Source organism: Streptomyces sp. NBC_00316, from assembly GCF_036158715.1.
Taxonomy (GTDB): domain Bacteria; phylum Actinomycetota; class Actinomycetes; order Streptomycetales; family Streptomycetaceae; genus Streptomyces.
In genome coordinates, this window is sequence record NZ_CP108023.1 from 4,887,207 (window position 1) to 4,900,151 (window position 12,945).

General features: G+C 68.0%; 7 protein-coding genes and 6 pseudogenes. 9 read left to right on the forward strand and 4 right to left on the reverse strand.

The window, feature by feature from the left end:
* The first annotated feature begins 144 nt into the window (after positions 1-144).
* The 4 genes and pseudogenes from OG878_RS21720 to OG878_RS21735 form a co-directional block, all read left to right on the forward strand.
* On the forward strand, positions 145-555 hold the full coding sequence (locus OG878_RS21720; RefSeq protein WP_328888324.1) for a GntR family transcriptional regulator: 411 nt from the start codon (positions 145-147) through the stop codon (positions 553-555).
* Positions 542-1,423 (forward strand): ABC transporter ATP-binding protein, encoded by an 882-nt coding sequence (locus tag OG878_RS21725; protein ID WP_328888325.1) that lies wholly within the window; start codon positions 542-544, stop codon positions 1,421-1,423. Before OG878_RS21720 ends, OG878_RS21725 begins: the two co-directional genes overlap by 14 nt.
* Positions 1,420-2,358, forward strand: a complete 939-nt coding sequence (locus OG878_RS21730) for a hypothetical protein (RefSeq protein ID WP_328888326.1) — start codon at positions 1,420-1,422, stop codon at positions 2,356-2,358. Before OG878_RS21725 ends, OG878_RS21730 begins: the two co-directional genes overlap by 4 nt.
* A gap of 35 nt (positions 2,359-2,393) precedes the next feature.
* Positions 2,394-2,945: pseudogene (locus OG878_RS21735) on the forward strand (LacI family transcriptional regulator); the annotation flags it as partial.
* 142 nt (positions 2,946-3,087) lie between these two features.
* Here the strand turns inward: OG878_RS21735 and OG878_RS21740 are convergent.
* Positions 3,088-3,216: pseudogene (locus OG878_RS21740) on the reverse strand (IS5/IS1182 family transposase); the annotation flags it as partial.
* 204 nt (positions 3,217-3,420) lie between these two features.
* On the opposite strand from OG878_RS21740, the gene OG878_RS21745 reads away from it, so the two are divergent.
* Positions 3,421-5,013 (forward strand): FAD-binding oxidoreductase, encoded by a 1,593-nt coding sequence (locus OG878_RS21745; protein ID WP_328888327.1) that lies wholly within the window; start codon positions 3,421-3,423, stop codon positions 5,011-5,013.
* A 283-nt stretch (positions 5,014-5,296) separates the two neighbouring features.
* Here OG878_RS21745 and OG878_RS21750 read toward each other — a convergent pair.
* Positions 5,297-5,641, reverse strand: a pseudogene (locus tag OG878_RS21750) (YdcF family protein); the annotation flags it as partial.
* A gap of 66 nt (positions 5,642-5,707) precedes the next feature.
* Here OG878_RS21750 and OG878_RS21755 point away from each other — a divergent pair.
* Together OG878_RS21755 and OG878_RS21760 are read left to right on the forward strand one after the other, a co-directional pair.
* A complete protein-coding gene (locus tag OG878_RS21755) occupies positions 5,708-6,019 on the forward strand; it encodes a transposase (RefSeq protein ID WP_390838786.1) in 312 nt (103 codons plus the stop codon).
* Positions 6,016-6,888: an IS3 family transposase gene (locus tag OG878_RS21760; protein WP_328888328.1), complete on the forward strand. Its 873-nt coding sequence runs from the start codon at positions 6,016-6,018 to the stop codon at positions 6,886-6,888. Before OG878_RS21755 ends, OG878_RS21760 begins: the two co-directional genes overlap by 4 nt.
* Positions 6,889-6,928: 40 nt before the next feature.
* Here OG878_RS21760 and OG878_RS21765 read toward each other — a convergent pair.
* Positions 6,929-7,237 (reverse strand): annotated as a pseudogene (locus tag OG878_RS21765) (YdcF family protein); the annotation flags it as partial.
* Positions 7,234-7,806: pseudogene (locus tag OG878_RS21770) on the reverse strand (UTRA domain-containing protein); the annotation flags it as partial. The pseudogenes OG878_RS21765 and OG878_RS21770, both read right to left, overlap by 4 nt.
* Here OG878_RS21770 and OG878_RS21775 point away from each other — a divergent pair.
* Positions 7,804-8,809, forward strand: a pseudogene (locus OG878_RS21775) (LacI family DNA-binding transcriptional regulator); the annotation flags it as partial. The pseudogenes OG878_RS21770 and OG878_RS21775 sit on opposite strands and share 3 nt — an antisense overlap.
* A gap of 694 nt (positions 8,810-9,503) precedes the next feature.
* Positions 9,504-12,908, forward strand: a complete 3,405-nt coding sequence (locus OG878_RS21780) for a helicase-related protein (RefSeq protein WP_328888329.1) — start codon at positions 9,504-9,506, stop codon at positions 12,906-12,908.
* Positions 12,909-12,945 lie beyond the last annotated feature (37 nt).

Genomic DNA, 12,945 nt, shown 5'->3' on the forward strand with positions numbered 1-12,945 from the left:
GGGGCTGTCCAGGGTCCGGTCGACACACCCGGGCGCAGCGGCGTACCCGACAGTCGCACGCCGGTGACCTGCGCGGGATTGACCCGTACAAGAGCCGTCGTGCATCATTCCATTACTTGAGTGATGGAATGAGGGGCGGGCGCGGTGGCGGAGTTCGCCTTCCGGATCGACCGGCGCAGCGGCGTGGCCAGTTACCTGCAGATCGTGCAGCAGGTGCAGCAGGCGTTGCGGCTGGGCCTGCTGGCGCAGGGCGACCGGCTGCCCACGGCGCAGGCCGTCGTCGAGGCGACCGCGCTCAACCCCAACACCGTCCTCAAGGCCTACCGCGAACTGGAGTCCCAGGGCCTGGTCGAGTCCCGGCGCAGGCACGGGACGTTCGTGACCGGCACCCTCGGCTCGCCCGCGGTCGCCGACTCGCCCTGGCGGGACGAGCTGGCCGCGACGGCCGCCCGTGCCCGCGGCGACGGACTCGAACGCGACGACCTGGCAGCCCTGTTCACGGCCGTGCTTGACGATCTCTACCCCAGTGAGGACCCGACCGATGCCCAGCAGTGACACACCCGCGATAGCCGCCCGCGGCCTCGGCAAGCGGTACCGCCGCCGCGGCCCGGAGGCGCTCGGCGACTGCACCTTCGAGATCCCCGCAGGCAGCGTCTGCGCCCTGGTCGGCGCGAACGGCGCGGGCAAGTCGACGCTGCTGGAGCTGACAGCCGGGATCGAACAGCCCGCCTGCGGCGCGGTCGAGGTCTTCGGTGAGCCCGCGTACGGCGGCAACCCCCGCATCGCCTACCTCGCCCAGGACCGCCCGCTCAACCGCTACAGCACCGTCGGCGGGGTGCTGCACTTCGGCGCGCGCACCAACCCCGGCAGCTGGGACGCCGAACTCGCCGAGCGCGCCGTCGACCTGGGCCGCATCCGCCCGGACGACCACATCCGCGACCTGTCCGGCGGCCAGCGCACCCGCGTCGCCCTTGCCCTGGCCCTGGGCAAGGGGGCCGACCTGCTGCTGCTCGACGAGCCCATGGCCGACCTGGATGTGCTGGCCCGTCAGGAACTGATGGGCCTGCTCATGTCCCACACCGCCGCCACCGGCTGCACCGTGGTCATGTCCTCGCACATCATCTCGGAGCTGGCCGACGCCTGCGACCACCTGCTGCTGCTGGACCGCGGCCAGGTCCAGCTCTGCGGGGACATCGACGAGCTGACCGCCGCCCACGCGGTGGTCACCCTGTCCGGCGGCCCGGAGCAGCTGGCCGCGCACGCCGTGGTCGAGACCCGCCCGGCCGGGCGCGGTACCAGCGCGCTGATCCGCCCGTCCGGACCACTGCCCGCCGCCTGGGACGTCCGCGAGCCGTCCCTGGAGGAACTGGTCCTCGCGCACCTCGCCACCCGCGCACGTCACCACCAGGAGCACGCAGCATGAGCACCACCGCCGTCAACCTCGTCAAGCGGACCCCCTCGTACCGCCGGCCGGCGGGCCGCCGGCCGATCGCCCGGCTGGCGGCGCGGCAGCTGCGGTGGCTCGCACTGGTGCTGCTCCTGCCGGTCGGGGAGGTCGCCGCGACCCTGCTCCACCGCTACAGCGAGTGGAGCGAAGCCGAGGCGGTGCGCGCCCGCCTCGGCAACACCGCCTACCACTTCACCGACGTGCCCTACAACGCGCACACCCTGACCGAGCGCCTGTTCGCCGACGGCCAGTCCGTGGCCTTCGTCCCGGCGCTGTGCGCGGCGGCGCTCACCGCGATCCTCACCGCGCGCGAATGGGAGTCCCGCCGGGTGGCGGTGACGCTCACCCAGTCCGTCTCCCCGGTGCGCTGGTTCGGCATCCACTGGGGCGTCCAGGCGGCCCTGACCCTCGTGCTGACGATGCCGCTGGTCGTGCTCTATTACCTCAACGCGGCCCACGCCTACCACAAGGACCTGTTGGTGCACGGCGCGTACCAGGCCACTCTGTACTTCACCATCGGCCCGGTCACCCTGGCCTATGTCCTGCTCGGCGTCGCCGCCGGAGCCTTCGTCGGTACGGCCATGCGCCGCACCCTGCCCGCGCTGCTGGCGGCCCCGGCCCTGCTCTGGCTGCTGGTGGCGCTCCTGGTCCGCAGTCGCCTGGCCGCCCTCCTCGACTACCCGGTCTTCTCCGAGACCCACGGCTACCACCCCGGCGGCGTCCTCGGCCTGCAGTTCTTCCACCTTCTCCCACAGGACATCTACCTGGTGAACTCGCTCACCCCCGGCGACTACTGGCCCTACCAACTCGCCCAGACCGCCGTGGTCCTGGCTCTGACCGCGGCGCTCGCCTACGGCGCACTGCGGATCGTGCGCCGACGCACCGGGCGTGCCGGAGCCCGTATCCGGTAGTGCTCCGCCCCGTCTCCGGGCATCCGCTCGCGGGTGGTTCGGCTCGGGGCGCCGGTGAAAACGATGAGCGGCATCAAGCCGCGCCGGTACAGGTCGGCCGTTCGACGGGCACAGCGTCCGACGTCCTCGACCGGCCCGACGTCGTGGCCGAGGCGACCGAGACCCGCGTCCGGGAGGCCATCGACGCTCTCGGCTTCGCGTGCGGCGGGGGCGCTGTCGACCGGGCTGCGCACTGGCGGAGGAACGGGTTCGCCACGTGGCTGTTCACACCGGCCGCTTCGGGCCGGTACCCGAAGAAGGCACCGCAGGAGGCACGACCTGTGCCGCTCCTGGGCGAGCCCTGACCAGGCGTTCCGGCGCGGGGGAGAGGCGTCGCAGGCCGGACGGATGCGGGCTGGATGCCGATCGCGAAGGGGCCGACTCCTCATGGACTGCGGCACACGCACACAACGCGCATGGAGGAGCTGCGCACCCCACCGAAGCCGATGGGCGAGCGCGTGGGCCACATGGAGGGATCGGTCCGGGCCCGCTACATCACTCGGCAGATGCGCGATGGCCTGATGGCCGGGCTCACCGCGGAGTGGCAATAGCTGGGCCTCATCATGCACCTGACGACCGCAGCGGCCCTCCGCGAGTACCGCCGGGTGACGATCCGCGCTCGGATAGCGGGCTTCGCCCGCGGTGGCCGCGCCACACCGCCTCCCATGGCAGACGTGACCGGTGGGTGCTCGGCCTGCGCCGCCGCCGGCCGCGGCGGGACCGGATCGGCGGTATGCCTTGCCCCAGCGGGATCAAAGCCTGGCTGTCGTGCAGGTTGGCGCCGGAGAGCCCGACGGACAGGGGCAGACCGTTCCGCTCTGTGATCAAGGGGATGTTCGGCCTTGATGGGCGGGCAACGGCCCTGGGTGTGTGTCTGAGCTGTTTGGCAGTGCGTCCCTCGTCCTTTCGTGTGGTGGGTCTGGCGAGTGGGCGGTCGACGGGGATGGCACCGGTCGACGAGCAGTGAACTGGCCGATGGGATCGCAGGAGGAACCTGCGACAGCTGCGTGAGGGTAGGTCACTGTGATCGACAGGCGGGACGTGCTGCGGGCAGGTGTGCTGGGCAGCGTGGGTGGGGCGCTGGGGCTGCAGGCACCGGAGAGTGCGGCTGCGGCAGCTGAGGCAGCAGGACCAGTTGGCGCTCGGGACTGGAAGCGGTTGGCTGCTGCGCTGTCCCCTGGGGCTACCCTCTACCGGCCGCATGGCTCCGTATACCCGTCGCTGGCCTTGCCGTACAACCACAGGTACGCCGGAATTCGGCCTGCCGGCATCGTTGTCTGCGCAACTACCGAGGACGTGTCTGAAGCGATCCGCTGGGCTCGCGCGGTAGGGCTGCCCGCCGTACCGCGCTCTGGGCTGGGACACAACTACGCCGGGTATTCGACCACCACGGGCCTGCTGCTGAATATGGCCCGCATGAAGAGCATCGTCTCCACTCCGAAGCCGGGCGGTGCCCACCCTCGGGTCTACGGGCCGATGAAGGTTGTGCACGACGCCGGTACCGTCACCGTAGGGGCCGGCGTCACCAATGGCGACCTGCATCCGCTGTTGGAGGACCATGGCATGTTCGTGCCGACCGGTCGTTGCCCCAGCGTCGGGGTCGCAGGGCTGGTGCTTGGCGGCGGTATCGGCTTCAGCGACAAGATGTTCGGCCTGACCTGCGACCGGCTCGTTGCCACGACCGTCGTGCTCGCCGACGGACGCACGGTCAAGGCCAGCAAGGATGCGCACCCCGACTTGTTCTGGGGCTGCCGCGGCGGAGCCGGCAACAACTTCGGTGTCAACACTTCGTTCACCTTCCAGTACGAGCAGTTCGAGGGCACCGTGGGCTTCTACCAGCTCCGCTGGAGCCTGGACTCCGTACTGCCGGTGATCGCCGCCGCGCAGCACATTGCCCAGGACACCGTGGGCGACAGGCGGTTCCATCTGCGTCTGGGCATCGGTACCAACGGGATGACCAGGACACAGATCCATGCGAACGCCAACGTCAACGCCATCGGCCAGTACTACGGCACTGTCCAGGAACTGCGTGCCATCCTCGACCCGCTACTCGAGATCGGCACGACCGAGGAACGCGCCCGCAACAGCGCGTCCGTTCGTCAGGTCACGCCCGGTGAGGCGAGCGTACTGCTGAGCGCCACCACACCGATCGAACGCTTTGCCACCAAATCGGCGATCCTGGACTCCCGCACTCTCTTGACCGATCAGCAGGTCAGCGCGGCAGCCGAGCGCCTGCTGGACTGGCCTGGCAGCGGCAACGAGGACGGAGCCGGGTTCGCCATGTTCGCCCTCGGCGGTGAGATCAACCAGGTACCGCCGAACGCGACCGCGTTCGTACACCGAAACGACCTCTTCGTCTTCGCCGCCGAGACCTCGTGGGCCGACTACGACCACCCCGGCGTCGCCGAAGCCAACCTCCACTGGCTCACGCAGTTCTACGACGACATCTTCCCCGACAAGTCGCCCGAAGGCGCGTACCAGAACTTCCCCGACCCGACACTGAAGAACTGGCGGCAGGCCTACTACGGCACGAACTACCCCCGTCTGGTCAACGTGAAGCGGAAATACGACCCGGCCGGCTTCTTCAACTACCCGCAAGCGATCGGCACGCGTTGAGCCCGATCGGCGGGGTTTCCTATCAGATGGGGTCGTCCGGCCGTCGGCAAGCCGCTCGACGCTGCGAACGTCCGCCGTGCCTTGGGCCACCTGAACGCTGACTTGTGGATGGGGGCCGGTGTCGGCATCGCAGCGGCACACGCCCCCTACGAGCGGTGGTACTACCGGCGGAAGACGCGCCGTTGAGGCGGCGCGCGCCAGCGCCGTGCGCGGGTCTTGATGATGCCGAGTAACTCTCACCGAACCGTGTCATTTACTGCGTGCGTGGTGGCCGCGAGTTCAGTCACGAGGTCGGTACGAGACGGCTCGTGAATCCCTCACTGCAAAGGCGGTCGTAGGCCGCGGCCACAGGCTCAGGAATCTCCTGACGGATCATGAACCCTTGCTCCGGGTAAATGAGCAGGCGCTGCTGGGCCCCGACGAGCATGTCCAGGACGAGTCGCGGGTCCTGAATAGAGTCCACGTACTCTGCGAGCGTCATCGGAGCGGACGCGCTGACGATCTCGACTTCCGGCCAGAGCTTGCGCGCGGTCGCGTGGGCCCTCCGTTCCTCGTACGGCTTACTGACGAGCAGGACGGACGAGACGTCGACCCCGCGTTCCACAAGCAGCGAGCGCGAAAAGCGGATGGTTGGGCTTGATCCGCTTTGACGGACATTCGAGATCAGGGGTTCAGCCCCGGGAGGATGTCCATCATGGAGAGCATGGGGAAGAAGAAGCCTCGCCGCCCTCGTCGTTCGTTTACGCCGGAGTTCAAGGCCGAGATCGTCGGGCTGTGCCGACGGGGTGACCGCTCGGTCGGGCAGGTCGCCAAGGACTTCGAGCTGACCGAGACCGCGGTGCGGGACTGGGTCAAGCAGGCCGAGGTCGATGCGGGCGAGCGCAACGGGCTGACCAGCAGTGAGCGCGAGGAACTGGCCGCGTTGCGGCGGGAGAACCGTCGGCTGCGCGAGGATGTCGACGTACTCAAGCGGGCCACAGCTTTCTTCGCGAAGGAGACCCGGTGACGGTGCACCCGTTCATCGAGGCGGAGAAGCAGGCAGGTCACAGCGTCGAACGGGCGTGTGAGCTGATGAAGGTCTCCCGGACCGCCTTCTATGCCCGTCGCTCCGGCCTGCCTGGCCCCCGTGCAGTGCGGGATGCCGAGCTGACCAAGCAGATTGTCGAGGTCCATGCGAAATCGCGCGGAACCTATGGGGCCCCGCGCGTGCACGCCGTGCTCATGCGCGAGGGTGCCCGGTGCGGTCGCCGTCGTGTCGCACGACTGATGCAGGCCGCAGGACTGCAGGGCCGGCACCGCAGACGACGGCATTTGACCACGATCCCTGATCCCAGGGCTGCCTTCCGTCCCGACCTCATCGTCCGGGACTTCCAGCCCGACCGCACCGGGCTCGATGCCCGCTGGTGCGGCGACATCACGTATGTCCCGACCGAGGAGGGCTGGCTCTATCTGGCCACGGTCATCGACATCGCCTCCCGGCGCGTGGTCGGCTGGGCAACCGCCGATCACCTGCGAACCGAGCTGGTGGCCGACGCGCTGACAGACGCCTGCCGGCAGCGTCGCCCCACCCATCCCGTGATCTTCCATTCGGATCGCGGCTGCCAGTACACCAGTCAGCAATTCGCCTCGCTGGCAAGCGAGTTCGGGATTCGACTGTCGGTCGGCCGCACCGGTCAGTGCTGGGACAACGCGCTCGCCGAGTCGTTCTTCTCGACCATCAAACGCGAACTGCTCGGCACCTCCGCCTGGCCCAGCCGGGCCGCCGCCCGCACCGCGATCTTCGATTTCATCGAGGGCTGGTACAACTTGCACCGATTGCACAGCAGCCTCGGCTACCTCAGCCCCGCCGAGTACGAGACCGCACTCGCAGCCTGACCACCACACCAATGGTGTCCGTCAAAGCGGAGGAAGCTCAGTTCTCGCCGGTGTTCCGCGCGTTCGGTTCGACGAGTACGGCGTCTGTCGGTACGCCCAGCTCAAGTGCCCGCTCCCGGTAGTGCTCTGCCTCGCCCCGGGGCATTCGCTCACACGTGGTGCGACTCGTGGCGCCCGTGAAGACGATGAGCGGCATCATTCCGCGCCAGTACAGGTCGACCGTCACATCAGCCACACCCAAGTCGTGGCTGCCTAGTCCGATGCCCACTGAGCAGGGCCGCGGCTCGTGGTGCATCTGCTGGAAATCCCAGAGCCGTTGAGCATCGGACCACGCTTGTGCCGAGATCACTGGGCCGCCTCACGCGACGAGTCGGGGACCTTGAAGTCGTACGCCCACGCGAAGCGGCTTGCCGCATGGACACCGACGGCGAACTCAACGACCGTGCCATCGGCGGTGTACGTGGTGCGATGAAGTTCCACGACCCACTCCCCTGACGACAGCTGGAGCAATGCCGCCTCCTCGGGCGACGCGACCCTCGTGAACAACTCCTCGCGCATGTGGTCGATCTCGTACCCCGCGTCATACAGCACACGGAAGCCACCGCCCCGGCCGGCAGGCCCTGGCGCTGGGTCGACGATCCGCGTCCCCTCGACATGCTCGGGCCGGTAGTAGCTCGTAAGGGTGCGGGTCGGCTGATCCCCCTCCTTCACGAGCCGAGCCCGCGCGTGCACATCGGAGCCCTCTGGTAGTCCGTGAGCCGCCGCGACCAGGGGCGTCGCCGTTACACGGCTGACGCTTTGTGTCTGCTCGCCACGCTTGTACGCCCGCCCCGACGCGACGCGGTCGGCGATGAACGCAACCTCACCGCTGTCCCGCCACTTCGCCTTGTCGTACCGGGCGATACCGATCCGCTCGACCGCGGCCCGGAGAAAGTGGTTACGGACCCACTCGGCATCCTTCTCGTCGCTGAGCGTGCCTCGCTTCTGTCCGGTCGCGATGACGAGTTCGTGGCTGGAATCACTAAGGGCTACACCGGCATGCGCTGGGGCGAACTAGTGGGGCTGGAGACCGAGTTCCTCCGGCCGGCCGCTCTGCGCGTGGAGTGGCAGCTCTACGAGCTCGACTCGGGACAGTTCGAGCGCTGTCCTCCCAAGGACGACAGCTATCGCACCATTGATCTCCCGCCCTGGCTTGCTCGCCTGTTGTCCGGGCATGTCGCTCGTACACGACCAATCGCCTGCCCCTGCCATGGCAAGACACATGTCTTCAGAGGGCAGGGAATCTCCCGCACCGGAGAGACGGGAGCCAAGGTGGTGGATGTGGCCCGGCGGGCCGGCGTCTCCACGGGCACAGCGTCCGACGTCCTCGACCGGCCCGACGCCGTGGCCGAGGCGACCGAGACCCGCGTCCGGGAGGCCATCGACGCTCTCGGCTTCGCGTGCGGCGGGGGTGCCGTCGGCCGGGCTGCGCACTGGCGGAGGAACGGGTTCGCCACGTGGCTGTTCACACCGGCCGCTTCGGGCCGGTACCCGAAGAAGGCACCGCAGGAGGCACGACCTGTGCCGCTCCTGGGCGAGCCCTGACCAGGCGTTCCGGCGCGGGGGAGAGGCGCCGCAGGCCGGACGGATGCGGGCTGGATGCCGATCGCGAAGGGGCCGACTCCTCATGGACTGCGGCACACGCACACAACGCGCATGGAGGAGCTGCGCACCCCACCGAAGCCGATGGGCGAGCGCATGGGCCACATGGGACGGATCGGTCCGGGCCCGCTACATCACTCGGCAGATGCGCGACTGCCTGAAGATGGGACTGACTGCGGAGCGGGAGGGGGCGCTCGACGCTCGGCTCGCGATGTGCCCCACGTCCTCGGTGAATGCGCTCAACGATCTTCTGCAGGAACGTCTGAAAACGCGGCGGTAGGCGCCGCCCGGGAGAGAAATCCCAAGATCTTCTCCCGGAGTTCTCCCGGAACGGCCCCATAACAGATCAGGGCCACCTACTCGCAAGAGTAAGTGGCCCTGACCTGGTGTTTCAGCTGTCGGGGTGGCGGGATTTGAACCCACGACCTCTTCGTCCCGAATAACGTGCGGAAAGATCGTTGACCAGGATCGTTTGGTGCCTGTGCAGGTCAGAGCGTTGGTGTGCGTTGGTTTCCGGGGGAGCCATACGGCAGGGTTTTCTTGATCCACTCCCCGTTCACTCCCCGGGGCAGAGGCCCGTGCCGCGCCCGGCCCGCTCCGGAGTTCGTTCACTGAGGTCTCCATGAGGCAGGAGCGGCTGTGTCTCCTCCGCGTGGGCCTTGGGTGGCGGCCATGCGTCTGAGTTGGCCTGGGGGTGGCTGTCAGTCCGCGGCACTGGCTTCCGGATCCTGATCATCGTCAGGATGTGAAATTTCTATGGAGAAAATGGTTGAATGCTACGTGTAACCTGCCTGACACTGTTCGTCAGTGATGCTGGACACGCGTGACTGCGTCCTCGAGGAAGCGCCGACTTCCAAGGCGGTCGGCGTCGAGGTCTCTCGGCGTCTGGTTGTGGGGGGAAGGATCCTATGCGCGCCGATGAGGTCCAGCCTGGGGTTCGTCTGACTGGTCTGGTCTCGGGGGCGGTTACTGTTGTGGCTGCCACGCCGATCGGTGACGCTCTGCAAGTCACGATCCGCGACGACCTCGGCCAGTTGTCTGATCAGGTCTTCTTTCCCGACGACATCGCCACACTCCGCTCTGAGGCCCCGAAGTCGCGGTGGTCGTTCGATGCCGACCCCGGCCAGTTCCGTCTGGCCTCGGAGGCGCTGCGTATGCAACACGCAGGACTATCGGACCCGATGCTGGCGGTGGAGACCAGTGACATCGACCCGCTGCCCCACCAAATCCGCGCCGTCTACGGCTCCATGCTGGCCCAGACCGGCTCCCTGCGCTTTCTGCTCGCGGACGATCCGGGCGCCGGTAAGACGATCATGGCTGGCCTGTACCTCAAGGAGCTGCTGCTGCGCGGCGACGTGCAGCGTTGTCTGATCGTTGCCCCGGGCGGGCTGGTCGAGCAGTGGCAGGCCGAACTCGCGGAGAAGTTCGGGATCGAGATGGCGATCTTGACACGCGACCTCGCTGAGGCGGACCGTGACGGCGACCCGTTCCGGCACAACCCGATGCTGATCGCGCGCATGGACCAGCTAGCCCGCAACGAGGAGTGGCAGTCCATACTCGCCGAGTCGGAATGGGACCTCATCGTCGTGGACGAGGCCCACCGCATGAGCGCCTCCTGGTTCGGAAACGAACTCAAGCGCACCCGCCGCTACGAACTGGGCCAGCTGCTCGGCAAAATCACCCGTCACTTCCTGCTCATGACCGCGACACCGCACTCCGGGTCGGAAGCCAACTTTCAGACCTTCCTCGCCCTGCTGGACCCCGACCGGTACGACGGCCAGTACCGCCAGGGCGTGCACTCCACCGACACCACCGGACTGATGCGCCGGATGATCAAAGAGGACCTGCTTACCTTCGAGGGCAAGCCGCTCTTCCCCGAGCGGGTGGCTGAGACCGTCGAGTACACCCTCTCCCCGCAGGAGATGCTCCTGTACGAAGAGGTCACCGAGTACGTACGCACGGAGATGAACAGGGCCGAGCAGGCCGACGGCAAGCGGCGCACGGTCGGCTTCGCGCTCACGGTCATGCAGCGGCGTCTCGCATCCAGTCCTGAGGCGATCTACCAGTCGATCCGGCGCCGCATCGCCCGGCTGCGCACCCACCGAGAGCAGACGCTGGCGGGCCCGTTCATTCCCTCGTCCGAGACGCTGTCGTTCGACCCAGACGACTTCGAATCCGACGAGCTGGGAGCCGCAGAGCTGGAGCAGCTGGAGAGCGAGGTCCTGGACGCCGCTACCGCCGCGCGCACCGCAGCCGAGCTGGACGCCGAGCTCGCGGTCCTGGCACGTCTGGAGGAGATCGCCCAGCAGGTGCGTGCCGCGGGTGAGGACCGCAAGTGGCAGGAGTTGCGTTCCCTCGTCCTCAAGGCCCGCGAGGATGGCCTGAGCGGCGCCCACCACACCCCGCGCAAGATCATCATCTTCACCGAGCACCGCGACACCCTCGACTACCTCGCAGGCCGCATCACCACCCTGCTGGGCGGCGATGGGGATGCCGTGCGCACGATCCACGGCGGCACCGCGCGCCAGGCGCGTCGGGAGGTCCGCACCAAGTTCACCAACGACCCGCGCTGCCACGTCCTGATCGCCACCGATGCCGCCGGCGAAGGACTGAACCTTCAGGCCGCGCACCTGATGGTCAACTACGACCTCCCCTGGAACCCCAACCGGATCGAGCAGCGCTTCGGGCGTATTCACCGCATCGGCCAGCGCGAGGTCTGCCGACTGTGGAACCTCGTGGCCTCCCAGACCAGAGAAGGTCAGGTCTTCCAGCGCCTGCTGACCAAGATCGAGCAGCAGCGCCGCGCCTACGGCGGCAAGGTCTTCGACGTTCTGGGGGAGAACGCTTTCGCGGACGAGCCGCTGCGCGACCTGCTCATGCGAGCCATCCGCTACGGCGAGCAGCCCGAGGTCCGGGCCTACCTGGACCAGGTCATCGACAAGTCTGTGGCCGTCGGGCTGCAGGAGCTGATCAAGGAACGTGCCCTGGCCACCCCGGACATCGGGCTGGAAGAGCTGGCCGAGCTGCGTCGGCAGATGGACGAGGCCCGCGCCCGGCGCATGCAGCCCCACTTCGTGCAGGCGTTCGTCATGGAGTCCCTGCGTGCCCTGGGCGGGCGGGCATCCAAGCGGGAGAAGGACCGGTTCGAGCTGACCCAAGTGCCCGCTGTCCTGCGCGAAGGTCGGCGCACAGTCAGTCCGCGCTACGCACGCATCACCTTCGAGCCCTCGGCCGTGGTGATACCCGGCCGACCGGACGCCGAGCTCGTAGCGCCCGGTCATCCGCTGATGGACGCGATCATCACCGAGATCCTGAACAGGTATGGCGACGCCCTGACCCGCGGAGCCACCTTCCTGGATCGGAGCATCACCACCCCCCAGCTCGTGTTCGCCCTCCTGGAGGAGCTCTCGGACGGGCGGGGCACCGCGATCAGCAAGAGGTTCGAGTACGTCTCCGTGTTGCCGGACGGAACCGCACAGCCGGCAGGCCCCGCCCCGTACCTCGACCTGTCCCTGCCCGCAGGTCTGAACCTTGAGCAGCACACCGCACTGGCCCTTGCCGTCAACTCCGAGCTCTCCACCGCTTGGCTAGCCGAAGGCGTGGAGAAGATCGCCCAGAACTGGGCGATCCAGCACGGTCTCCCCGAGCACCGCGCCGACGTTGCCTCTCGCGTCGTCCCGGCCGTCGAGCGCACACGCAAACTTGTACGTCAGCGGCTGCTGGCGCAGATGAACTACTGGGACGGCGAGTCGATCAAGCTCACCGAGGCGCAAGCGGCCGGCAAGAAGATCCGCCTGTCGCCGGCCACCGCACGTGACCGCGCCCGATCACTGGAGGCCCGGCTCGATTACCGTCAAGGCGAGCTCGACCTCGAAACCCAGGTCAACGTGCACCCGCCACAGATCATCAGCGCCGCCCTCGTCCTGCCCGCCACGGTCATCCCGGGGGCCGTCGGCGAACAGCCGACACCTGGCAGCTTCGCTCTGGACACCACCGTCACCGAGCGTCGGGCCGTCGATGCCGTACTGGCTGCCGAACGCCGGCTCGGTCGGGAACCTGAGGAGATGGCGCACTCCAACAAGGGCTTCGATATCCGTTCCCTCAAGCCCGACGGCCACCTGGTCTTCATCGAGGTGAAGGGGCGAGTGCTGGGCGCTGACAACTTCACCGTCACCACCAGCGAGGTCGGCTACGCCAAGAACGCCGAGCCCGACTACCGGCTCGCCCTGGTCGCCGTCGACCCTGACACCCCCGACGGCTCCAACGACCAGGTCCGCTACGTGCTCAACCCCTTCGCTGACCTCGTCCTAGACAAGTACGTCGACGACCTGCGCCGCAGGTGGAAGGCCGAGTGGGAGCGCGGTGTAGAGCCTCTCTGACGCACAAGATCCACACGCTTTCATCCGCTCGACTGCC